The 20,898-nt window shown below is 71.2% G+C and carries 23 protein-coding genes; 11 read left to right on the plus strand and 12 right to left on the minus strand.

Annotation, left to right across the window (positions count from 1 at the left end; translation table 11 throughout):
• Positions 1-4: 4 nt before the first annotated feature.
• A complete protein-coding gene (locus FGX59_RS09035; protein WP_171060578.1) occupies positions 5-1,207 on the minus strand; it encodes an ROK family protein in 1,203 nt (400 codons plus the stop codon).
• 240 nt (positions 1,208-1,447) lie between these two features.
• Here FGX59_RS09035 and FGX59_RS09040 point away from each other — a divergent pair, with 240 nt between their 5' ends.
• Positions 1,448-1,891 carry a PCC domain-containing protein gene (locus FGX59_RS09040; protein WP_138466203.1) on the plus strand — a complete coding sequence of 148 codons (444 nt, stop codon included), beginning with the start codon at positions 1,448-1,450 and terminating at the stop codon, positions 1,889-1,891.
• 633 nt (positions 1,892-2,524) lie between these two features.
• On the opposite strand, the gene FGX59_RS09045 is transcribed toward FGX59_RS09040, so the two are convergent.
• From FGX59_RS09045 to FGX59_RS09065, 5 genes are read right to left on the minus strand one after another with little or no spacing between them, the layout of a single operon-like run.
• Positions 2,525-3,730, minus strand: coding sequence for an FAD-dependent monooxygenase (locus FGX59_RS09045; RefSeq protein ID WP_138466204.1), 1,206 nt, complete (start codon positions 3,728-3,730; stop codon positions 2,525-2,527).
• A 44-nt stretch (positions 3,731-3,774) separates the two neighbouring features.
• On the minus strand, positions 3,775-4,578 hold the full coding sequence (locus FGX59_RS09050) for an ABC transporter permease (protein ID WP_171060579.1): 804 nt from the start codon (positions 4,576-4,578) through the stop codon (positions 3,775-3,777).
• Positions 4,571-5,362 carry an ABC transporter ATP-binding protein gene (locus FGX59_RS09055; protein ID WP_171060580.1) on the minus strand — a complete coding sequence of 264 codons (792 nt, stop codon included), beginning with the start codon at positions 5,360-5,362 and terminating at the stop codon, positions 4,571-4,573. Before FGX59_RS09055 ends, FGX59_RS09050 begins: the two co-directional genes overlap by 8 nt.
• Before the next feature lie 35 nt (positions 5,363-5,397).
• Positions 5,398-6,144: an ABC transporter permease gene (locus tag FGX59_RS09060; protein WP_171060581.1), complete on the minus strand. Its 747-nt coding sequence runs from the start codon at positions 6,142-6,144 to the stop codon at positions 5,398-5,400.
• A gap of 22 nt (positions 6,145-6,166) precedes the next feature.
• The gene (locus FGX59_RS09065) at positions 6,167-7,177 is read right to left on the minus strand and encodes an ABC transporter substrate-binding protein (protein ID WP_138466208.1); all 1,011 of its coding nucleotides are present in this window, start codon (positions 7,175-7,177) and stop codon (positions 6,167-6,169) included.
• Between the two features lie 240 nt (positions 7,178-7,417).
• Between FGX59_RS09065 and FGX59_RS09070 the strand changes: the two genes are divergently transcribed.
• Entirely contained in the window at positions 7,418-8,083 is a 666-nt protein-coding gene (locus FGX59_RS09070; RefSeq protein WP_138466209.1) for a TetR/AcrR family transcriptional regulator, read from the plus strand.
• 18 nt (positions 8,084-8,101) lie between these two features.
• Here FGX59_RS09070 and FGX59_RS09075 read toward each other — a convergent pair whose 3' ends face one another.
• Entirely contained in the window at positions 8,102-8,572 is a 471-nt protein-coding gene (locus tag FGX59_RS09075; RefSeq protein WP_138466210.1) for an Lrp/AsnC family transcriptional regulator, read from the minus strand.
• A gap of 122 nt (positions 8,573-8,694) precedes the next feature.
• Between FGX59_RS09075 and FGX59_RS09080 the strand changes: the two genes are divergently transcribed.
• The 9 genes from FGX59_RS09080 to FGX59_RS09120 all read left to right on the plus strand — a co-directional run bounded on the left by FGX59_RS09080 (position 8,695) and on the right by FGX59_RS09120 (position 15,867).
• Positions 8,695-9,189 carry an Rrf2 family transcriptional regulator gene (locus FGX59_RS09080; protein ID WP_138466211.1) on the plus strand — a complete coding sequence of 165 codons (495 nt, stop codon included), beginning with the start codon at positions 8,695-8,697 and terminating at the stop codon, positions 9,187-9,189.
• Between the two features lie 120 nt (positions 9,190-9,309).
• Positions 9,310-9,513 carry a hypothetical protein gene (locus tag FGX59_RS09085; protein WP_138466212.1) on the plus strand — a complete coding sequence of 68 codons (204 nt, stop codon included), beginning with the start codon at positions 9,310-9,312 and terminating at the stop codon, positions 9,511-9,513.
• Positions 9,514-9,529: 16 nt separating this feature from the next.
• The gene (locus tag FGX59_RS09090) at positions 9,530-10,540 is read left to right on the plus strand and encodes a sulfate ABC transporter substrate-binding protein (RefSeq protein WP_138466213.1); all 1,011 of its coding nucleotides are present in this window, start codon (positions 9,530-9,532) and stop codon (positions 10,538-10,540) included.
• A 5-nt stretch (positions 10,541-10,545) separates the two neighbouring features.
• Positions 10,546-11,373 carry a sulfate ABC transporter permease subunit CysT gene (gene cysT, locus FGX59_RS09095; RefSeq protein WP_138466214.1) on the plus strand — a complete coding sequence of 276 codons (828 nt, stop codon included), beginning with the start codon at positions 10,546-10,548 and terminating at the stop codon, positions 11,371-11,373.
• Positions 11,366-11,578 (plus strand): hypothetical protein, encoded by a 213-nt coding sequence (locus FGX59_RS09100; protein ID WP_138466215.1) that lies wholly within the window; start codon positions 11,366-11,368, stop codon positions 11,576-11,578. Before cysT ends, FGX59_RS09100 begins: the two co-directional genes overlap by 8 nt.
• On the plus strand, positions 11,575-12,438 hold the full coding sequence (cysW, locus tag FGX59_RS09105; RefSeq protein WP_138466216.1) for a sulfate ABC transporter permease subunit CysW: 864 nt from the start codon (positions 11,575-11,577) through the stop codon (positions 12,436-12,438). Before FGX59_RS09100 ends, cysW begins: the two co-directional genes overlap by 4 nt.
• A 26-nt stretch (positions 12,439-12,464) precedes the next feature.
• The gene (locus FGX59_RS09110) at positions 12,465-13,259 is read left to right on the plus strand and encodes a sulfate/molybdate ABC transporter ATP-binding protein (RefSeq protein WP_171060582.1); all 795 of its coding nucleotides are present in this window, start codon (positions 12,465-12,467) and stop codon (positions 13,257-13,259) included.
• Between the two features lie 94 nt (positions 13,260-13,353).
• Positions 13,354-14,553 carry an MFS transporter gene (locus FGX59_RS09115; protein WP_138466218.1) on the plus strand — a complete coding sequence of 400 codons (1,200 nt, stop codon included), beginning with the start codon at positions 13,354-13,356 and terminating at the stop codon, positions 14,551-14,553.
• Positions 14,554-14,685: 132 nt separating this feature from the next.
• Entirely contained in the window at positions 14,686-15,867 is a 1,182-nt protein-coding gene (locus FGX59_RS09120; RefSeq protein WP_138466219.1) for an MFS transporter, read from the plus strand.
• 182 nt (positions 15,868-16,049) lie between these two features.
• Here the strand turns inward: FGX59_RS09120 and FGX59_RS09125 are convergent, their stop codons facing one another.
• The 5 genes from FGX59_RS09125 to FGX59_RS09145 all read right to left on the minus strand — a co-directional run bounded on the left by FGX59_RS09125 (position 16,050) and on the right by FGX59_RS09145 (position 20,767).
• Complete coding sequence (locus FGX59_RS09125) at positions 16,050-16,541, minus strand: tripartite tricarboxylate transporter permease (protein WP_138466220.1); 492 nt, start codon at positions 16,539-16,541, stop codon at positions 16,050-16,052.
• A gap of 38 nt (positions 16,542-16,579) precedes the next feature.
• On the minus strand, positions 16,580-16,792 hold the full coding sequence (locus tag FGX59_RS09130; RefSeq protein WP_138466221.1) for a hypothetical protein: 213 nt from the start codon (positions 16,790-16,792) through the stop codon (positions 16,580-16,582).
• A 489-nt stretch (positions 16,793-17,281) separates the two neighbouring features.
• Positions 17,282-17,614: a hypothetical protein gene (locus FGX59_RS09135; protein ID WP_138466222.1), complete on the minus strand. Its 333-nt coding sequence runs from the start codon at positions 17,612-17,614 to the stop codon at positions 17,282-17,284.
• Between the two features lie 430 nt (positions 17,615-18,044).
• On the minus strand, positions 18,045-19,922 hold the full coding sequence (locus tag FGX59_RS09140; RefSeq protein WP_138466223.1) for a bifunctional sugar phosphate isomerase/epimerase/4-hydroxyphenylpyruvate dioxygenase family protein: 1,878 nt from the start codon (positions 19,920-19,922) through the stop codon (positions 18,045-18,047).
• Entirely contained in the window at positions 19,919-20,767 is an 849-nt protein-coding gene (locus tag FGX59_RS09145) for a shikimate dehydrogenase (protein ID WP_138466224.1), read from the minus strand. Before FGX59_RS09145 ends, FGX59_RS09140 begins: the two co-directional genes overlap by 4 nt.
• Between the last annotated feature and the right edge of the window lie 131 nt (positions 20,768-20,898).

A 20,898-nucleotide genomic window follows, 5' to 3' on the forward strand; every position in this document is an offset into this window, starting at 1 on the left:
CCGCTCAGCCGGGCGGCGGGAAGGGCCAGGGCTCGTCCATCCGGCGGCTGTCGATCCGGGGCGAGAAGACCTGGTTGTAGAGCCCGCTCAGCGCCAGGAAGGCCGCGCCGGTGACGGTCGCGCCGAGCCCCAGCCCGGCCGGTTCCAGCCGCGCCGGGCGCAGGCTGCGCCGCGCCAGCTCGTGCCGGGTCGCCTCCGCGACCTCGGGCACCAGCCCCAGCATGCCGCCGATCACCATGACCTCGGGATCGAACATCGCCTGCACCGAAAGCGCCAGCTTCGCCGCCAGCTCGGCGATCCGGCCCAGCACCTCCTGCGCCTCGGGCGACCCGGCGGCGAGCGCCTGGCGGAAGGCCTCGACCGTGGCGGCGGCGCCGCGCGGATCGCGGAACGGGGCCAGCGTCGTCTGCAGCCCCAGCGCGCGCTCCAGCGTGCCGCGCTCGATCGAGGCCGGGTCGAGGCTGTCCGCGCCGATCGGCAGATAGGCGACCTCGCCCGCCGCGCCGCCCGCCCCGCGCAGCAGCCGCCCGTCGGCGACGAGCCCCAGCCCGACCCCGGTGCCGATCCCCAGATAGGCGACATGCCCGGCATGGCGCGCGGCCCCCGCCCAGGACTCGCCCAGCACCGCGCAGTTGACGTCGTTCTCCACCATCGCCTCGGCGCCGAGGAGCGCGCGCAGCGCCGCGGCCAGGTCGATCCCGGCCAGCGCGGGAAGGTTCGGCGCCATCGCGATCTGGCCGGTCTCGGGATTGACCACGCCGGGCGTGGCGAGGCAGGCGAAGCGCAAGGGGCCCGCCCCGGGCGTTGCGGCGGCCAGCTCGCGGCCATGGGCGGCGATCTCCTCGGGCAGACGTTCGGGGCGCAGGTTGTCGGTGCGCATCTCGCGCGCGCCGAGGGGCCGGCCGAGCGCGTCCGAGAGCGAGAGGCGGAAGCGGCTGGCGCCGATATCGAGCCCCAGCACCGAGGCGGCGCCCGGATCGACCTCGTAGAGTACCGCCGCCCGGCCCATCCCGCCGGCGCTGCGCCCCGAGGCGCGCACCCAGCCGGCCTCTTCGAGCGCGCGGATCACGTCCGACATGGTCTGCTTCGACAGCGCCGTCTCGCGCGCCAGGTCCGAGCGCGAGCGGGCGCCCTGCACCAGGAGCGACATCACCGACTTGATCGAGATCTGGCGCAGGATCGGGGGCGATTTCTCGGTGTCGGCCATGCGCGCGCTGGGGCTCCGGACAGGGGCGGGTGCCGGGCGGGCGGGCCGGGTCCAACCAGTTGATCTGGGGGCAGGATAGGGCGGCAGCCGGGCGAGCTCAAGCCTCGCCCCCCCGTCGGCCCGCGGGGCGGGTCCCCGTCCGCGCTGGAATGGCGGCGGCCGCGCGGCGAAAGGCGGTTCAGCGCCGGGCCGAAAGGCCCTAGGCTTCGCGCGACCAGCCAGCCGGAACGGAGAGGGACGATGGGCGCAGCAGAGATCTCGGAGGGCCGTTTCGCCGTCCTGCGGCTCCTTCCGGGGGCGGATCTGGTGGCGGAGCTGCATGCCGCGCTTGCGGCCTCCGGGGCCGGGGCGGCGGCGGTGACAGCGGCGGTGGGCAGCCTGCAGCGGGTGGAGATCCGCCATGCCGACCGCGACGGGGCAACGCTCTACGAGGGGCGGTTCGAGATCGTGGCGCTGTCCGGCACGCTCGATCCCGGCGGGCAGCACCTGCATCTGGCGATCAGCGACGGCGAGGGGCAGGTCCGCGGCGGCCACCTCATGGCCAGGGGCGCGGAGGTCTACACCACTGCGGAGATCGTGCTGCTGCTGCTGCCGGAACTGCGATTCGAGCGGCTGCCCTGCGCGGTTTCGGGCTATCGCGAGCTGGCGATCCGCCGCCGCGGGAGCGGAGAAGGTCCGGGCTGAGGCGCCGCGGGACGGCGGGAAAGGAGACGACCGGGGCGCCGCGGGAGGGCGGAATACCGGGTGACCGCAGGTCGAGCGGAGAGGCGAGGCCCAGGGGGGGCGGGACGAGGGGCGATGCGGGCGGCAGGGCCGCCGCGGAAACCGGGGACGGGCAGGCTGAGCCGCCGCGGGACGGCTGGAAAGGCGATGGCCGGGGCTCCGCGGGAGGGCGGCAGACCGGGTCACCGCGGGTCCACCGGAGAGGCGACATCCCGGGAGGCGCGGGACGAGCGGCGATGAGGGCGGCCGGGCTGCCGCGGAAACCGGGGAGGGGCAGGCTGAACCGCCACGGGCCGATGGAAGAGGCGATGGACCGGGCGCCGCGGGAGGGCGGGAAGACCGGCTCATCGCGGGACGCAAGGAAGCGAGGGCGGCCCGGGCGCCTTGGGACAAGAGGAGAGAACGGCGGGACCGCTACGGAACGGAAACAAGGGCCGGCAGGGCCGCCGCGGGGCGTGAAGGAAAAGGGGGCGGCGGGGGCGCCGCGAGACATGAGGGACGGGGGCGGCGGGACCGCTACGGAACGGGAACAAGGGGCGGCAGGGGCGCCGCGGGACATGAGGGAAGGGGGGCGGCGGGGCCGCCCCCGGGGCCTCAGGCCTCCTCGGGCGCGCGCAGACCGGCGGCGAAGGCGCGCGGGTCGTAGTCGTAGACCCAGTCGGTATTGATCCCGGTCGTGCGCGGCTCCTCGCGGGCGCGGCGGGCGTATTCGGCGTCGCGCGCCGCCATCTCCTCGGGCGTCGGCAGATGGTAGGTGCGGCCGCGCTCGCGCGCCTCGAGCTGCACCCGCGCGGTGCGCGGCAGCCGCTCCGCCTCATAGCGCGAGAGCGCCAGCGGCACATCGGAGGGTGACGCGGCCAGCGCTTCGGCCAGCACCAGCGCGTCCTCGATCGCCATGCCCGCCCCCTGTGACAGGAAGGGCAGCATCGGATGGCAGGCATCGCCCAAGAGCGTGACATGGCCGCGGACCCAGCTTTCCATCGGGTCGCGGTCGAAGAGCCCCCAGGCGAAGACCTCGTCCACGTCGGCGAAGAGCCGGCCGAGCGCGCCGTTCCAGCCCTCGAAGGTGGCCAGCATCTCCTCGCGGCTGGTCTGCGTGCTCCAGCTTTCGGCGACCCATTCCGAGGTCTCGGCGACGGCGACGATATTCACCATCTCGCCGCCCTTCACGTAATAGGTGACGACATGGGCGTTCGGCCCCATCCAGAAGCTGCTGTCGGGGGAGACGTGGTCGACCACGCCGCCGGTCGGCACCAGCGCGCGGTAGCACATGTGCCCGGTCCAGCGCATCGCGGTCTCGCCGAAGACGCTGCCGCGCACGGCCGAGCGCACGCCGTCGGCGCCGACGATCACGTCCGCCTCGAAGGCCGAGCCGTCGGCGAAGCTGGCGCGGGCGCCGGTGGCGGTTTCCTCCACCCCGGTGCAGCGGGCGCCGAAATGGCAGATCCCGGCGGGCAGGCCGGTGGCGAAGAGCTCCAGCAGGTCGGCGCGGTGGATATGGATGAAGGGCGCGTCGTAATGGTCGCGGAACTCCTGGCCGAGCGGGATGCGGAAATTCTCCGCCGCGCTCTGCCAGTTCCGCCCGACGATGGCCTGCGGATAGAAGGCGCGGTCCAGCAGCTGGTCGTAGAGCCCCATCCCCTTGATCGCCTTGACCGCGTTCGGGGTGATCTGCACCCCGGCGCCGACCTCGCCGAAGGCGTCCGCCTGCTCGAAGATGGCGACCTCGATCCCCTTCTGCAGGAGCGCCCAGGCCAGGGCGGTGCCGCCGATGCCGCCGCCGATGATTCCGACTTTCATGATGTCTTTCCTTGTTGTCCGTGTGTCCCCGGGGGCGCGCAGGCTCAGGCGCGCCAGCGGAGCAGGCGTTTTTCCAGGCGTCCCAGCAGTCCGCGCTCGAGGAGCTGCATCGCCAGGATGAAGATGATCGCGGTGGCCGCGACCTCGCGCATTCGCAGGAGCCGGAAGCTCTCGAAGATCGAGGCGCCGATGCCGTCGGGCTGGCCGATCGCCTCGACCACCACGGCGAGCTTCCAGGAGAGCGCGAAGGAGAACCGTGCCGCGGTCAGCAGCGCCGGCACCAGCTGCGGCAGCAGCGACTCCCGCAGGAAGGCGCTTCGCGGCAGCCGGTAGATCCGCGCCATCTCGTCGAGCCCGCGGTCGCGGGCATGGACCGAGGAGCGCACGATATTCGACACGAAGGGCGCCACCGCCACGGTCAGCGCGACGAAGCCCGCGGTCTCGCCGGTGCCGAAGGCGAGGATGGCGAAGATGATGTAGACCGGATCGGGCACGGCCAGCGCCAGCGCCAGGAGCGGCTGGAAGAAGGCCTCGGCGCGCTCGGAAAGGCCGATCAGGATGCCGATCGCCGCGCCGAGCAGCGTCGCCAGGGCGAAGGCGCCGAGCACGCGGGCGAGCGTCAAGCGGAAGTCGTGCCAGAACTCCGCCGATTGCAGGTTCGCCCAGATCTCCACCGCGGTATCCGCGGGCGCGGGGATCCAAGGGAGCACGGCCATAGCGCCCAAATGCCAGATCAGCAGCATCGAGCCGAGCGCGATGACGAGCCCCGGCAGCTTCGCGCCCGCGAGGGCCGGGCCGGGCCGGGGGAGGCGCAGGAAGGGCATGGTCTTGGCGATCAGGTCAGGCACTCTGCCGCTCCTCCGCCGGGCCGAGCCCCCAGGGCGCCTGGATGCGGCGGATGATGTCGGCCTCCACCTCGGCGATGCGCGCGTCGTCATAGTCGCGCGGCCGCTCGATCGGCACGCGGTAGTCCTCGAAGATGGTCGAGGGGCCGCGGGTCAGGATCAGGATGCGGTCGGCCAGGTAGACGGCCTCGCGGATCGAATGGGTGACGAAGACCACGGTGGCGCCGGTGCGCTGGCAGATGCCGGTCAGCTCCTGGCGGAGCGAGCGGGCGGTGACCTCGTCGAGCGTGCTGAGCGGTTCGTCCATCAGGATGTAGGACGGATCGACCAGCAGCGCCCGCGCGATCGAGACCCGCTGGCGCTGCCCGCCCGAGAGCCGCATGGGCCAGCTGTCGCGGAACTGGGCGATATGCAGGATGCCGAGGATTTCGTCGATCCGCGCGTCCCAGGTCTCGCGGGGCACGTCCGAGGCGGCAAGCACGATTTCCAGGTTCTGCTTCACCGTGCGCCAGGGCAGCAGCCGGTGGGCCTGGAAGACATAGCCCAGCCGCGGGTCGCGGCTGCGCGGCAGGTAGAGCTCGTCGCCATCGACCACCACCCGGCCGCGGCTGGGCGCCATCAGCCCGGAAATGGCGTTCAGGAGGCTGGACTTGCCGCAGCCCGAGGGGCCGAGAATGGCGACGAATTCGCCGCGGCGGATCTCGAAATCCAGCCGCGAGATGGCGGTGGCGGCGCCGTAGGAGACGCCGAGATCGGCGACCTTGAGGACGGTGTCCGGTGCGGACATGGGTTCGCTCCTGTCAGGTAGGGGGGCGGGGGCGCTCATCCGCGCCACCGGAAGACGAAGGTTTCCAGCCGCCGGATGACGCCGTATTCCGCCAGGAGCACGATCGCCATGAAGACCAGCAGCCACAGATGCACCTCGACCATCAGCATGTAGTTCCAGGCATGCTCGAAGGCGGCGCCGAAGCCGGTGCGGGCGGCGCCGAAGATTTCGGCCACGACGATCACCTTCCAGGCCAGCGCATGGGCGTTCCTGAGCGCCGAGAAGATGAAGGGCGCGACGAAGGGGGCGGTGATGTGGCGGATCTGCGGCCAGAGGCCGAGATGGTAGATCTGCGCCAGCTCGTCGAGCTCGCGGTCGGCGCTTTCCAGCCCGTCGCGCAGCCCCACCGCCATGTAGGGGAAGGTGATGAAGGCGACGACGGCGATGTAGCCCGCCTCGCTGCCGCGGAAGATCGCGACGGCCAGGATCGCGGCGATCGCGCTCGGCGTGCGCAGCGCGCCGGTGACGTAGTAGCCCAGCACCTCGCGCAGCAGCCGGCTGTGGCGCATGGCGAAGGCGGCGAAGAACCCCGCCGCGACGCCAAGCGCCAGCCCCGCCGCCACCCGCCAGAGCGTGACGCCGATATTCAGCCAGGTGCCGGGATCGGCGAGGAAGCCCGGCAGATGCACGAAGACCTCGGCCGGGCTGGCGATGAAGGTGGTGCTCCGGTGGGCGATCCACCAGGCCGGAAGGAGGAGGAGCAGGGCCGAAACCGACCATGCCCGCTTTTCCGCTATGCGCATCGGCATGCTCTCCGGCTGCCCGTCAGGACCGCGGCCCGAGATAGTCCTCGAGCGTGATCATCACGTCGTCGGGGACGTTCTGGATCAGCGTGCCGTCCTCGGCGAGCTTCTGCAGGAACTCCTCGGCCTGGCCGATCTTCTCCGCCGACCAGTCGGAGGTGAAATAGGGCGTGGCCTTGCCGTTCTCGATCATGGTGTCGAGCACCGCGTCGCTGGTGATGCCCAGATTCTCGCGGATATAGGGCTTGCGCAGGATCTCGTAGTCGGAGTCCTCGAGCATCCGGATCGCCTCGTCATAGGCGTCGCGCACCGCATAGGCGAGCTCGGGGTTCTCCTGCAGCCAGGCATCCTGGGCGACCATGTTGGTGATCCAGGGCGCGAAGCCGCCGGTGAACTCGGAATAGGCCTGGTGCGCCTGCAGCAGGTAGCGCCCGTCGGTGCGGGTGATCGCCTCGCTGACGAAGGATTCGAAGTCGAAGATCGCGTCGACCTCGCCGGCCTCCAGCAGGTTGACCAGCGCCGCCGGGCCGACCTGCGAGAACTCGTATTCCTCGAGCACGTCGAAGCCGTAGATCTCCTGCACGATCAGCCGCAGGAAGGTGGTGGTGCCGCTGTCGGCGCCGAAATGGCCGACTTTCTTGCCGATCAGGTCCTCGGGCGTCTGCGCCTCGGAGCCGCCGGGGACGACGATGCCCAGATAGAGATTGCCGACCGGGTAGAAGGCGCTGACCTCGAACCCCTCGTCGCGGGCGATGGAGACGCCGAGGATGTCGTTGTCCATCGAGATCTGCGACTTGCCCATCAGGAAGTTCTGGAAGGCGCCTTCATGCGGCAGGAATTCGAAGGTGCCGTCGAAGCCGTATTTCTCGTCCAGCCCTTCATTTTCCATGATCATCATCGGCACGCCGCCGACGCTGCCGGCCAGGGCCTGCAGCGTGACCTTGGGCAGATCCTCGGCCTGGGCCAGGCCCGCGGCCATGCCGAGAGAGACCAGCGCCGCCGCGCCGGCATTCGGAAAAGTACGGAAAATCATGTTCTTGCCTCGTTTCCCGGGCGCCGGAACGGCCACCCGCCTGTTGACGATTCCTCGCTAGCCAAAAATTAATTAAATATCTATTTAAATAATGAGCGGCCGCAATCGGGGGGCGTCCGGACGGGAATTGCCGAACGGGAATGCATCAATTGCGGCGACATGCACAAATTGTGTGCGGAATGTGAAAACGGCCGCGAAACTTGACGCCGGACCGGGAGTCTGGGCCTAAGGAAGACCAAAATGGAACGGATCATGGCAAAGAAGCGCAACGGACCCGGCCGCCCCGGCGGGCAGACCAATCTCTCGGATTCGATCCTCGACGTGGCCGAGGTGCTGTTTGCCGACAAGGGCTTCGCCGGCACGGCCATGCGCCATGTCGCCGAGAAGATCGAGGCGAACCCGGCCCTGATAAACTACTATTTCTCCAACAAGGAGAACCTCTTCCGCGCCGTCTTCCTGCGCCGCGCGGAGAAGATCACCGAGGCGCGGATGGCGCGGCTGGCCGAGCTGGAGGCCGCGGGCGGCTACGGCATAGAGGATCTGGTGCGCGCCTTCCTGGAGCCCACCGCCGCGCTTCTGGAGACGCCGCAGGGCCGGTCCTTCCTCAGGCTGCATTCGCGGCTGCACATGGAGCCCGAGGAGATCGCCTTCGACCTGCGCCGCCAGGTCTACCAGGTTTCGACCCGCGCCTATGCCGAGGCCTTTGCCGCGCTGCTGCCGGGGATGCCGCGGCGGCGGGTCTACCACAAGGTCTCGCTGATGGTCGGCGCCTATCTCTACGCCTTCTCCGACACCAACCGGCTGGGCGAGCTGACCGAGGGGCTCGGCGCGCAGGAGGAGCAGGACGGGCTGATCGAGGATGTCGTCGCCTTCGTCTCGGCGGGGATGCGCGCGGGGCAGGGCTGAGCCCCGCCCGGCCGCAGTTCAGGCGGTCAGCGTGTCGAGCGGCAGCACGGTCTCGTTCTTCAGCCGCCGCGTGGCGAAATGCACCGAAAGCTGGCTGAGCTCGATCGCGTTGGCCAGCCGTTTGCGGACGCGCTCGAACTCCGCCATGTCGCGCACCACGATACGCAGCAGGTGGTCGTACTGCCCGGCCAGCTGATAGGCCTCCATCACCTCGGGGATCTCCGAGAGCACCTCTTCCAGCCGGTCCTGCCAGGCCGGCGCCTGGTCCGGCGCCGAGAGGCTGACGAAGACGGTCAGGCCGAAGCCGATCCGCTCGGGATCGACCAGCGCGACGCGGCCGCGGATCACGCCGCTGCTCTGCAGCTTGCGCACGCGCTTCCAGCAGGGGGTCTGCGACAGCCCCACCATCCCGGCCAGCCGCGCCAGCGGCAGGGTGGCATCCGCCATCAGCGCGGCCACGATCTTTCGGTCGATGCGGTCGAGTTCCATCGGGCTCTCCTGTGCGAGTCGGATCAAGCATGCCCTAAAATTCGATAAAATCTACCGTCTTTATCGTGTATAGGCGGAATGTCCGCTTTCCCTGCCGGGAAAATGCTGTTTCTACTGTCTGCATGATCACCCAGAAGACGAAATACGCCCTCAAGGCGCTGATGGCCCTCGGATCGCTGGGCAAAGACGGGGCGCTGACCATCGAGCAGGTGGCCAAGCGCAGCGGCGGGCCGAAGCGGTTCCTCGAGCATATCCTGCTCGACCTGCGCAAGGCGGGCTATGTCGGCGCCAAGCGCGGCCGGGCGGGCGGCTATTTCCTGATCCGCGAGCCCGAGCGGATCTCCCTGGGCGAGCTCCTGCAGCAGATCGACGGGCCGATCGCGCCCTTGCCCTGCCTGTCGCGCCGCTCCTACCGCAAATGCGACGACTGCGCCGACGAGGAAACCTGCCAGCTGCGCCATGTCTTCGGATCGCTCTTCTACAACTACCTGCTGCTGATCGAATCGCTGACCCTGCGCGATCTTCTGGAACGTCCTGAAACGATTGGCGAATCCCTTGGCGTCGAGGCCGGGGAGGCGCCCGCGCGGGAAAACGGCGCGTCGCGGCAGGGCGGCTGAGGAGAAAGCTCTTCTCTTCCGCGTGGGCAGAACGGCAGAAGCTTTCCCTCGATAACACGACAAAGACGGTAGATATTTAGGACATTCGACGGCGTGCCGTCATCCGCAAGGAGGTCCCGAATGTCACATCCCTTTGCCGACACTCCCGGACCGGGGGTCTACATGCTGGAAGTCGTCCGCCGCCAGACCGGGCGGCGGTTCCGCACCCGCAGCGGCGTGCTGCGGGTCCTGGCCAGAGATCCGGCCATGGCGGCCGACGAGCTGATGCGCAACCGCGACCCGGAGCTCTGGCAGGTCCGCGTCGCCGAACTCCCCAGATTCTGATCCCAGGAGAACCCGCATGAACGAACATGCCAATCCCCTCTGCGCCGCGCTTCTGGCCGGCGCGGTGCTGGCGCTCGGCGGCGCAGCCGCGGCCGAGACCCGCATCCTCAACGTGTCCTACGACCCGACGCGGGAATTCTACCGCGACTACAACCAGCTCTTCGCCACCTGGTGGCAGGAGCAGGGCCATGAGCCCGTCGCCATCGAGCAGAGCCATGGCGGCTCGGGCGCCCAGGCGCGGGCGGTGATCGACGGGCTCGGCGCGCAGGTGGTGACGCTGGCGCTGGCCTCGGATATCGACGCGATCGCCGCGCGCAGCGACGACCTGTCCCCGGACTGGCAGGCGGCGCTGCCGCACAACTCCGCGCCCTATACCTCGACCATCGTCTTCCTGGTGCGGGCGGGCAATCCCAAGGGCATCCGCGACTGGGGCGACCTGACCGCGAAGGGCGTGCAGGTGGTGACGCCCAATCCCAAGACCTCGGGCGGGGCGCGCTGGAACTTCCTGGCCGCCTGGGCCTGGGCGCTGCGCGGCAATGGCGGCGACGAAGAGGCGGCGCGGAGCTACATGGCCGAACTCTTCGCCCATGTGCCGGTGCTCGATACCGGCGCGCGCGGCGCGACCACGACCTTCGCGCAGCGCGGCGTCGGCGACGTGCTGCTGGCCTGGGAGAACGAGGCCTTCCTGGCGCTCGAGGAGCTCGGGCCGGACAGGTTCGACATCGTCGTGCCCTCGGTCTCGATCCTGGCGGAGCCGCCGGTGGCGCTGATGCCGGGAAACCAGGGCAGCGAGGAGCAGCGCGCCGCCTCGCAGGCCTATCTGGAGCATCTCTACAGCCCCGCGGCGCAGGCGCTGGCGGCCCGGCACTACTACCGCGCCTGGGACACCTCCGCCGCGGCGGCGGAGGATCTGGCCCGCTTCCCCGATCTGGAACTTGTCACCATCGCCGAGTTCGGCGGCTGGGCCGAGGCGCAGCCGCGCTTCTTCGGCGATGGCGGCATCTTCGACCAGATCTACGAGGAGTGAGGCCGATGCGGCGCGATACTTCCGCCCTGCCGGGCTTCGGCCTGGGGCTGGGCGTGCTCCTCTCGGCGCTGGCGCTGATCGTGCTCCTGCCGCTGGCCGCGCTGCTGGCGCGCGGCGCGGCGATGGGCCCGGCGGAGCTGGCCTCCCATCTCGGCTCGCGCCGGGTGGCCAATGCGCTGGCGCTGTCCTTCCGGGCGGCGCTGGTCGCCTCGGCGGCGAACCTGGTCTTCGGGCTGCTGCTGGCCTGGGTGCTGTCGCGCTACCGCTTCCCGGGGCGGCGGCTGATCGATGCGGCGGTGGATCTGCCCTTCGCGCTGCCGACTGCCGTCGCGGGGATCGCGCTGACCGCGCTCTATGCGCCGGCCGGGCTCTTCGGCCGGGTGCTGGAACCGCTGGGCCTGCGCATCGCCTATGCCGAGCCGGGCATCTGGCTGGCGCTGGTCTTCGTCGGCCTGCCCTTCGTGGTCCGCACCGTCCAGCCGGTGATCGACGAGATCGACCCGGAATGGGAGGAGGCCTCGGCCACGCTCGGCGCCTCGCGGCTGCGCACCCTGCGCCGCGTGGTGCTGCCGGTGCTCGCCCCGGCGCTGCTGACCGGCTTTGCCCTGGCGCTGGCGCGGTCGGTCGGCGAATACGGCTCGGTGATCTTCATCGCCGGGAACCTGCCCAACCTGACCGAGATCGCGCCTCTGCTGATCGTCATCCGGCTCGAGGAATACAATTACGACGCCGCCGCCGCGATCGGCCTGGCGATGCTCGGCATCTCCTTCGCCATGCTCTTCGTCATCAACAGTCTCCAGGTCTGGAGCCGCAGGAGGATCGGCCATGCGTGATCCCTTTCCCGAACATCCCCGCCCGGCCACGGGCTTCGTGCTGGCTGCGCTCGGCGGCGCGGCGGGCTGTATCGCCGCGATCCTCCTGCTCCTCGCCGGGGCAGGGCCCTGGGCGGCGCTCGGCGCGGCGCTCTTCCTGGGCCCGGCCGCCGCGGCGCTGGCCACGCTGCCCCGGCCGAGGCAGCGGGCGGGAGGCCGCAGATGAGCGGTTCCGCCCTGGCCTCCGCCTCCGCCGCCATCACCGAGCCGCGGCCCTGGCGGCTGCTGCTCACTCTGTCCGCCGTCGCGCTGGCCGCGCTGCTGCTGCTGGCGCCGATCGCGGCGGTCTTCGCCGAGGCGCTGCGCGAGGGGCCGCTGACCGCGCTGCGCTCGCTGGGCGCGCCCGACGCGGTCTCGGCGATCCTGCTGACCCTCGGCATCGCCCTGGTGGCGGTGCCGGTCAACGCGGCCGCCGGGATCGCCGCGGCCTGGGCCATCGCCAAGTTCGACTTCCGCGGCAAGGCGGCGCTGGTGACGCTGATCGACCTGCCCTTCTCGGTCTCGCCGGTGGTGGCGGGGCTGGCGCTGGTTCTGCTCTACGGCGCGAACGGGCTCTTCGGGGGCTGGCTGGCGGCGCATGAGCTGAAGATCGTCTTCGCCCTGCCGGGCATCCTGCTGGCGACGCTCTTCATCACCTTCCCCTTCGTCGCGCGCGAGCTGATCCCGGTGATGGTCGAGCAGGGCCGCGCCGAGGAGGAGGCCGCGCTGACCCTCGGCGCCTCGGGCTGGCACATGTTCCGCACCGTGACCCTGCCGAATATCCGCTGGGCGCTGCTCTACGGGGTGCTGCTCTGCAATGCCCGCGCGATGGGCGAGTTCGGCGCGGTCGCCGTGGTCTCGGGCAAGATCCGCGGCCAGACCACGACCATGCCGATCATGATCGAGATGCTCTACAACGAGTATCTCTCGGTCGCCGCCTTCTCCATGGCGGCGCTGCTGGCGGTGCTGGCGCTCGTGACGCTCGCGCTGAAATCGCTGCTCGAATGGCGCCATGCCGGGCTCCTGGCCGCGACGCGCCGCCACTGACCCTCCCACCGCGAAAGGATTGCGACATGCATATCGAGATCGACGAAATCGCCAAGAACTTCCGCGGCACGGCCGCGCTCCATCCGGTGTCGCTCGCCATTCCCTCCGGGGCGATGGTGTCGCTCTTGGGCCCTTCGGGCTCGGGCAAGACGACGCTCCTGCGGATCATCGCCGGGCTCGAGCAGCCGAGCTCGGGGCGGCTTCTGCTTGACGGGCGCGACGCCACCGGCGTGCCGGTGCGCAAGCGCCGCGCGGGCTTCGTGTTCCAGAGCTACGCGCTCTTCCGGCACATGACCGTCTTCGAGAACATCGCCTACGGGCTGCGCGCCCGGCCGCGCCGCAGGCGCCCCGCCGAAAGCGAGATCGCCCGCCGGGTCGGCCATCTGCTGGAGCTGATCCGGCTGCCGCAGATCGCCGGTCGCTTCCCCTCGCAGCTCTCGGGCGGCCAGCGCCAGCGGGTGGCGCTGGCACGTGCGCTGGCGACCGAGCCGGGGATGCTGCTGCTCGACGAGCCCTTCGGGGCGCTCGACGCCCAGGTCCGCCGCGAGCTGCGCCAGGGGCTGCGCGACATCCATGACGAGACCGGGCTGACCACGGTCTTCGTCACCCATGACCAGGAAGAGGCGCTGACGCTCGCCGACCGGGTGGCGGTGATGTCGATGGGCCGGATCGAGCAGGCCGGCACGCCCGAGGAGATCCGCCACCGCCCGGCGACGCAATTCGTCCGCGACTTCATCCTCGACGCGCAGCCCGCGCCCGCGCGGATTGACAGCGGCCCCGCCTTCGCCGAGAAAGACGGGGCCGGACTGCTCCGGCCGTAAGCGTTCAACGTCAATCAACGCACTCATCGACCCCGTCGGTCGGAGTGCGTTCGCTTGCGCAACTGGGGACGGGGTGCTGCTGCGGAGCACAGCCATGGTCCCGACCCGGACGCAACGGCCCCAGGATGGCCGCCTCTACCTCCTGATCCTGATCCTCTTCGTCTCCTATCTCTGCGTGGCGATGTCGCTGCCGGTGGTGCCGCTGATGGTGACCGGCCAGCTCGGCCTTGCGAATGGCTGGGCGGGGCTGGCGGTCGGCATCGTCTTCCTCGCCACCATCCTCAGCCGCGGCCCGGCCGGGCGTTTCGCCGATGCGCGCGGCACCAGGCCCGCGGCGCTTCTCGGGCTCGGCTGCTATGTCGCCGGGGCGCTGATCTCGGCGCTGGCCGGGCTTGCCGCTGGGGCAGGGACCGGCGCGGCCTTCGCGCTGCTGCTGGCCGGGCGGCTGGCGATCGGCCTCGGCGAGAGCCTGGTCGCCGTCGCCGTGATCGGCTGGGGCATCGGCCTGGCCGGGCCCGAGCGCGCGGGCCGGGTGATGGCGCTGGTCGGCGCGGCGATCTATGGCGGTTTTGCCGCGGGCGGGCCGGCGGGGATGGCGCTCCATGGCCATCTGGGCTTCGCCGGGACGATGGCGGCGGGGGCCGTCCTGCCGCTCGCCGGGATTGCGGCACTGGCATGCCTGCCCGGCATCCCGCCCGCCGAGCAGGGCGGCACCGCGCGGCCGGGCTTTGCCGCCGTGCTGGGGCGCATCCGCGGTCCCGGCGCCGTGGTCGGGCTGCAGGGGATCGGCTTTGCCGCCATCGGCGCCTTCTTCCCGCTCTATTTCCTGGCCGAGGGCTGGGACGGGGCAGGGCTCGGCCTGACCGCCTTCGGCACCGGCTTCGTGCTGGTGCGCCTGGTCTTCGGCGGGCTCCCCGACCGGCTGGGCGGGCTGCCGGTCGCGATCGTCTCGCTCGCAGTGGAGGCGGCCGGGCAGTTCCTGGCCTGGAGCGCGCCGGGGCCCGGCCCGGCGCTTCTCGGCGCCTTCCTGACCGGTCTCGGCTGCTCGCTGATCTTTCCCGGCATGGGGCGCGAGGTGGTGCGCCGCGTCCCGGCCGGGCTGCGCGCCACGGCGCTCGGCGGCTTCGCGGCCTTCCAGGATCTGGCCTACGGGCTGACCGGGCCGCTGGCGGGGATCCTGGCCGACCATGCGGGCTACCGGCCGGTCTTCCTCTGCGGCATGATCGCCGCCGGGCTGGGCCTCTCGGTGGCGCTGGGGCTGCAGCGGACGGCGCGCGCCGCGGCGCATTCTTGAAGCCAGTTCACAGCTCATGTGCGCCTGCCCGCAATTCACATGCCCGGCAGGGACGCTAGTCTATGACGCCAACGCAACTCCCACCGGGCGCCGTCCTCCCCTCCTCCCCAAGCGGCGCCGCATGAGGCTGACATGACAACTCCTTCCCGCGGAAGCGGCCCCAACTGGCCGCTCCTGGCGCTTGCCGTGGGCGCATTCGGCATCGGAACCACGGAATTCTCCCCCATGGGCCTGCTGCCCGTGATCGCCGAGGGGGTCGACGTGTCGATCCCCAAGGCCGGGCTGCTGGTCAGCGCCTATGCCGCCGGCGTGATGGCCGGGGCGCCCTTCATGACGCTGATCTTCGCCCGCTTCGGGCGGCGCGCGGCGCTGATGTCGCTGATGGCGATCTTCACCCTGGGCAACGTGATGGCGGCGCTGGCGCCGAGCTACGGCACGCTCCTGGCGGCACGGATCGTCACCAGCCTCAACCACGGCGCCTTCTTCGGGCTGGGCGCGGTGGTCGCGGCCAACCTGGTGGCGCCGGAGAAGCGCGCCAGCGCCGTGGCGACCATGTTCATGGGGCTGACCATCGCCAATATCGGCGGCGTGCCGCTGGCCACCTGGGTCGGCCAGGCGATCGGCTGGCGGATGTCCTTCGCGGGCACGGCCGTTCTGGGCCTGCTGACCATCGCGGCGCTGCGCCTCGCGCTGCCCGCGGGCGGCGGCGGCCAGTCCGTCGATGTGCGGCGCGAGCTCTCCGTGATCGTCCGGCCCGAGGTGCTTAACGCGCTTTTCACCACGGTGCTGGGCGCCGGGGCGATGTTCACGCTCTACACCTATGTGGCGCCCTTCCTGGCCGAGATGAACGGCGCGCCGGGCAGCTTCGTCACCCTGTCGCTGGTGCTGATCGGCGCGGGCTTCACGCTGGGCAACTGGGCGGGCGGCCGTCTGGCCGACTGGTCGCTCGACGGCGCCGCGGTGATCTTCCTTGCCGCGCTGGCGGCGATGATGGCGCTGATGCCGCTTCTGGGGACCGCCCGGATCACCGCGGCGGCCGGGCTGTTCCTGTGGGGCGCGGCGGCCTTCGCCATTGTGCCGCCGGTGCAGATGCGGGTGATGCAGGTCGCCGCCGAGGCGCCTGCGCTGGCCTCCTCGGTCAATATCGGCGCCTTCAATCTCGGCAACGCGCTCGGCGCGGCGCTTGGCGGCGCGGTGATCAGCGCCGGGCTCGGCTATGCCGCGGTGCCGGTCGCGGGCGGTCTCCTGGCCGCGGGCGGGCTCGGCCTCGTCTGGCTCGGACGCCGCCGGGCCGCGCGGATCGCCGCGGCTTGACGGAATGCCGGGCGGGCGGGGCGCGATGCCCCCGCCCGTCATGCGGCGGCGCTGCAGGATCATCAGCGCCAGCAGCCCGGCACTGATCGGGCGCAGCACGAACCGGGTCCGGTCCCCGCCGGAAAGCAGCATCCCGCGGCGCAGGTCCGCCTCGGTCAGGCTGCCAAGGATCAGCCCCGGGATCACCGGCGCGGTGCTGTAGCCGACGCGGCTGAGGCAATGGCCCGGCCCGCTGGATAACGGCATCCGCGGCACCAGGAGCCCGCTGGGGCGCGCCGGAGATGCGCAAGAAGGCGCGGATGCCGAACCATTGCAGCGCGACCATCGCCAGAATGGCCAGGATGAAGGCGAAGAGGATGCTGTGGAAGATCGCGGCCTGCTGTTCGAAAAGCGCCGTCCCGGCCTCGCCGCGCCATCGGGAAGCCGTCGAGCGTGGTCGCCACCGAAGAGGGCGTGCCGGGGATGTTGCGCAGGATCGCCGGCGCCGCACCGCCGACGATGGCGCCGAGCAGCAGCCCCATGCCGAAGGTCAGCGGGATCAGCCGCGCGATCGCCATTGCCGCGGTCAGCCCGGGGAGCGAGCCTGTCATCAGCTCCAGGAGAGGGCCCGCGGCGACGCCCGCGAGTACCTGCAGATCCGCCCGCATCGCCAGCGCGTCGGTCGGGATGTCCATTCCGGATCCGCTGCGTCGTCAGTGAGCGGTGCGGCGGCTCAGCGGAAAACCAGCCCGCGGCCGTTGGCGAAAGGCGCGTCGGCCATTCCGCTGGCGGCGAAGGCGGCAGCGTGCGCCCGGGCGGCGCGGCTCTCCGGCGGAGCGAGGAGCGCGGTGCGGGCCAGCACCGTCAGGAACGGGAAGGCGCTGGCTGAGACCGGGACGCCCGCCCGCTCGATCAGCGCGACATAGCCCGCGAGCAGCGCCAGCACCGCGGCCGCTCCGGCGAGCCGCGGCGCGGCACCCGCGGGGGCCTCGGCCGCCGGGCCGGGAAGATCCGGCCAGGACCGCCGCCATGGTGGCCGGCATCAGCCCGAACATCGCCCCGCCGGGAAGCGGCCCGGCAGCTCCAGCGCCCGGCCAGGGCCACCGGCAGCAGGTCGAAGCAGAGCCGGCCATTCAGCCGTTCCATCGCATCATCCTCCTTGCCGGGCGCCGGGGCTCAGTTGCCCGCGACGTCACGCGCGAGGGGCACGACGAGCGCATCGCCAGCTCCACGCCGGGATTGGCCAGCGTCTTCCCAACCCGGGATTCTCGGCGGCCTGCTGAATCGCCGCGGGCCAGACGGCTGGGACTTCCGGGTCCAGCCCCTTCGGTGCGGCGACGCCCCGCCATTGCACAGTCGCTGGATCCAGCCCGGTCTCTGAGAAAATCTGCACGCCGGGCCGCGGCGCCGAGGGGCGAGGTGCTGGCCAGCGCGGTCAGCCGCTCTTGCCTTCGAGCGCCGGGGCGGCATCCGAGGGCTGCCGCACCACGCTGTCGAATTGCCCGCCAAGGGCGGCGGCGCCGTCATAGGGGATCATCGGCGCCTCGAGCCCCAGCGCGTCCGCCCTGGCCAGGGTCATGACATGCGAGGCGGAAATCACCTCGGCAGAGGCCGGCGTCCCCGGACCCTCCCGCGAGGCGGCGAAGACGCTCGCCAGGGCGCTCGAGCGGTCGGACTGGGTGACGGCCAGCGCGCAGGGCTCCGAGGCGATATAGTCGCAATATCTCGACCGCGAAGGCCACCGGGCCCGAGAGCGTGCCGAGCGCATTGAGCGGCACGGTCGCGGCATGGCCGTCGGGCCTCGCTGCCAAGGGTCTGGACATGGCCGGACGCGCCGCCGCCGGGGGCATCGCGCATCACCGCATCGGTGCCGCGGGCCTTCTCCAGCGGCGGCGCCAGGGCGCGCATCAAGGTGTCGCTGCCGCCCCCGGCGCGAAGGGTGCGCTGACGGTGACGGCTTGGCGGGCAACTCGGCCGCCAGCGCGGCAAAGGGAAAGACCCCGGCCAGGATGGTTTCGCTGGTCAATGGATGTCCGCCCTCTGGGGGAGGCGCGCCCGGCCCCCTCCGGCCTGCCGGTTCCGTATGTGGAACACATAGTTGCAGAACGCGACACATGATCATGGTCATTCTCAAATCGCGCACAGGCGTCCCTCCGGCGCCGCTCCGGGGCGGGCGCAGGCCGGGCAGGCGGAAGAGATCAGGCGCGCGGCATGCCCTTGGGCGGGGCCAGGCGCTTCTGCGCGGCGATGCGGAAGGGCGCGTTCGGCGCGCCGTAGCCGCGATAGCCGCGGCGCTCGACGATCTCGAAGAAGAACCCGCCGTCGAAAGGGCGGCCGTAGATCTGCAGGAAGGCGCCGTGCGCGTCCTCGTCATAGAGGATCTGGCGGCGCTTCATGCCGGCCAGCAGCTCGGGGTCGAGCTCGAAGCGGCTGGCGATGTCGTCATAGTAGTTGCCGGGGATCTGCAGCGGCTGGAAGCCCTTGGCCACCAGCGCATCGGCGGTGGCGAAGAGGTCGGCGCAGGCGAAGGCGATATGCTGGACCGGCGCGCCGAAGCTCTCGGCCAGGAAGGCGCCGGCCAGCGTGCGGTGGGTCTCGGCGCCGTTCAGCGTGATGCGGAACTGGCCCGGGGGCGTGGCCAGCGCCTGCGAGCGCACCAGCCCGTCGGGGTCGATTACGTCGACCATCGGCGCCACCGCCATGTCGAAGAGCGAGCTGTAGAACAGCGTCCAGCTCAGCATCTCGTCATAGGTCATGGTCTGGGCGACATGGTCGACCCGCTGCAGCCCGGCGCCGGCGGGCCCTTCGCGCGGAACGCCGAATTCGGTCTCCCAGACGCCGGCATGGCCGGGATCGAGGAAATGCAGCAGGCTGCCGCCGAGGCCGCGGATCGCCGGGATGTCGAGCTGCCCGACCGCCGGGGGCTGGGCGAAGGGCTTCGCGCCAAGCGCCACGGCGCGGTCCAGCACCTCCTCCGAGGAGGCGACCGAGAGGCCGATATCGCAGACCGCGGTGCCGCGCAGATTGTAGGCGGAGGCGGCGTAGTCGCCCGGCTGCTCGTTCAGCACCAGGCGGATGTCGCCCTGCTGCCAGAGCGAGATCGCCTTCGAGACATGCCGCGCGGTCTCGGCGAAGCCGAGCGTGGCCAGCTGGGCGCGCAGCGCGTCGCCCTCGGCGCCGCGGGTGGCGAATTCGACGAAGCTGGTGCCGGTGACCTCCTGGCGCGGCGGGATCACGGGCAGGTCGGCCTCGAGCTCGGGCTCGGCGATGCGGGTGTCGTCGAGCAGCGTCACCAGCGAGCGGTAGCCGTCCTGGGCGATGCCGCGCGGCGCGCCGCCGCGGAACTGGTCGTTGAAGATCTCCAGGCTGACCGGGCCTCGATAGCCCGCCGCCAGAACGGCGCGCATGAAATCGGTGACCGGCAGCCCGCCCTCGCCCGGCATGCAGCGGTAGTGGCGCGACCAGTAATGCAGGTCCATCTCGATCTTCGGCGCATCGGCGAGCTGGACGAAGAAGATGCGGTCGCCGGGGATCCGGCGGATGGTCTCGGGGTCGAGCCCGCGGCCCAGCGTGTGGAAGCTGTCGAGGATCAGCCCGACATTGTCATGCTCTGCGCGGCGGACGATTTCCCAGGCATCGCGGTGGTCGTTGACATAGCGGCCCCAGGCCAGCGCCTCGTAGCCGATCCGCAGCCCGCGCGCCGCGGCGCGCTCGCCCAGCTCGCGCAGATCCGCCGCCGCCCGGTCGATGCCGCCGAGCGCGCGGGGATGGACCGAGGAGCAGACCAGCAGGAGCTCGGCGCCGAGCTCCTGCATCAGGTCGAATTTCCGTTCCGCCCGGTCGAAGGCGCGGGCGCGGAGGTCCTTCGGCAGTCCCTCGAAATCGCGGAAGGGCTGGAACAGGCTGATCTCCAGCCCGTGGTCGCGGATCCGGGCGCCCACGTCGCGGGCGCTGCCGGTATCGGTGATGAAGTCCTGTTCGAAGATCTCGATCCCGTCGAACCCCGCCGCCGCGATCGCCTCCAGCTTCTCCTTGAGGGTTCCGGAAATCGACACGGTGGCGATCGAGGTCTTCATGCTGGGGCGTCTCCTTTTTCCAGGAGGCTGGCACGCAGGGCGGTCTCGTCAAGCCCCTTTCCGGAAAAGAGCTTCCAGGCGTGGACCCCCTGCCAGAAGAAAAGCTCCCATCCCGGGATCGCCGACAGCCCGGCGGCGGCGGCATCGCCTAGGAACTGCGTGTCGGTCGGGGTGTAGACCGCGTCGAAGACCCATTCGGCGCCGTCCATCGCGGCCGCCTCCAGCGGCGTGCCCTCGTAGCCGGACATGCCGACCGGCGTGCAGTTGATCAGCCCCGCCGCGCCCTCGGCCGCCTTGGCGGCGCTGAGCCAGATGCTGATCTCCATGTCGGGCACCGCCGCTTGCAGCGCCGAGGCCAGCGCCTCGGCCCGGGCCGGATCGCGGTCGACGAGGCGCAGCACCCGGCTGCCCAGCCCGGCCAGGCCGAAGGCCACGGCACGACCGACCCCGCCGGTGCCGATCATCAGCACCGGCCCGGTGGGCCTGTCGCCGCGCAGCGCGCGGTAGGCCGCCATGAAGCCCGAATGGTCGGTATTGTGGCCGACAGGCCCCTCGGCGCCGAAGATCACGGTATTGACCGCGCCGATCGCCCGGACCAGCGGATCGTCGACCCGGATGCCCTGCGCGGCGGTCTCCTTGTAGGGATAGGTGACGTTGATCCCGCGATAGCCCGCCGCGGCGCAGCCCGCGAAGACCTCGGCGAAGCCCTGTCCCAGATCGGCCGGGACCAGCCGGTCGTAGGTGACGTCGATCCCGGCCTGCTCTCCGGCGAGCCGGTGCAGGAGCGGCGAGCGCGAGCGGGCGATATTGTCGCCGATCAGCCCCAGTTTCAGCGTTGCGGTCATGCCCGTGCCTCCCCGAGGATGCGTGCCTTGGCCCGTGCCCAGAGCGGCGTCTGCGACACGAAGATCAGGACGACGGCGATGAAGAGCACGGTGGAGAGCGGGCTGGTGAAGAGCCCGTGGAAGAAGCGGCC

The organism is Poseidonocella sp. HB161398, assembly GCF_005870025.1.
Taxonomy (GTDB): domain Bacteria; phylum Pseudomonadota; class Alphaproteobacteria; order Rhodobacterales; family Rhodobacteraceae; genus Mangrovicoccus.

Coding starts and splice junctions, on each gene's coding strand:
- FGX59_RS09085 (WP_138466212.1), top strand. CDS start 9,310: ATGTCACATCCCTTTGCCGACACTCCCGGACCGGGGGTCTACATGCTG.
- FGX59_RS09140 (WP_138466223.1), bottom strand. CDS start 19,922: ATGAAGACCTCGATCGCCACCGTGTCGATTTCCGGAACCCTCAAGGAG.
- FGX59_RS09065 (WP_138466208.1), bottom strand. CDS start 7,177: ATGATTTTCCGTACTTTTCCGAATGCCGGCGCGGCGGCGCTGGTCTCT.
- FGX59_RS09060 (WP_171060581.1), bottom strand. CDS start 6,144: ATGCGCATAGCGGAAAAGCGGGCATGGTCGGTTTCGGCCCTGCTCCTC.
- FGX59_RS09120 (WP_138466219.1), top strand. CDS start 14,686: ATGACAACTCCTTCCCGCGGAAGCGGCCCCAACTGGCCGCTCCTGGCG.
- FGX59_RS09070 (WP_138466209.1), top strand. CDS start 7,418: ATGGAACGGATCATGGCAAAGAAGCGCAACGGACCCGGCCGCCCCGGC.
- FGX59_RS09125 (WP_138466220.1), bottom strand. CDS start 16,541: ATGGACATCCCGACCGACGCGCTGGCGATGCGGGCGGATCTGCAGGTA.
- FGX59_RS09075 (WP_138466210.1), bottom strand. CDS start 8,572: ATGGAACTCGACCGCATCGACCGAAAGATCGTGGCCGCGCTGATGGCG.
- FGX59_RS09145 (WP_138466224.1), bottom strand. CDS start 20,767: ATGACCGCAACGCTGAAACTGGGGCTGATCGGCGACAATATCGCCCGC.
- FGX59_RS09040 (WP_138466203.1), top strand. CDS start 1,448: ATGGGCGCAGCAGAGATCTCGGAGGGCCGTTTCGCCGTCCTGCGGCTC.
- FGX59_RS09115 (WP_138466218.1), top strand. CDS start 13,354: ATGGTCCCGACCCGGACGCAACGGCCCCAGGATGGCCGCCTCTACCTC.
- FGX59_RS09080 (WP_138466211.1), top strand. CDS start 8,695: ATGATCACCCAGAAGACGAAATACGCCCTCAAGGCGCTGATGGCCCTC.
- FGX59_RS09035 (WP_171060578.1), bottom strand. CDS start 1,207: ATGGCCGACACCGAGAAATCGCCCCCGATCCTGCGCCAGATCTCGATC.
- FGX59_RS09135 (WP_138466222.1), bottom strand. CDS start 17,614: ATGCGCTCGGCACGCTCTCGGGCCCGGTGGCCTTCGCGGTCGAGATAT.
- cysW (WP_138466216.1), top strand. CDS start 11,575: ATGAGCGGTTCCGCCCTGGCCTCCGCCTCCGCCGCCATCACCGAGCCG.
- FGX59_RS09045 (WP_138466204.1), bottom strand. CDS start 3,730: ATGAAAGTCGGAATCATCGGCGGCGGCATCGGCGGCACCGCCCTGGCC.
- FGX59_RS09055 (WP_171060580.1), bottom strand. CDS start 5,362: ATGTCCGCACCGGACACCGTCCTCAAGGTCGCCGATCTCGGCGTCTCC.
- FGX59_RS09090 (WP_138466213.1), top strand. CDS start 9,530: ATGAACGAACATGCCAATCCCCTCTGCGCCGCGCTTCTGGCCGGCGCG.
- cysT (WP_138466214.1), top strand. CDS start 10,546: ATGCGGCGCGATACTTCCGCCCTGCCGGGCTTCGGCCTGGGGCTGGGC.
- FGX59_RS09110 (WP_171060582.1), top strand. CDS start 12,465: ATGCATATCGAGATCGACGAAATCGCCAAGAACTTCCGCGGCACGGCC.
- FGX59_RS09100 (WP_138466215.1), top strand. CDS start 11,366: ATGCGTGATCCCTTTCCCGAACATCCCCGCCCGGCCACGGGCTTCGTG.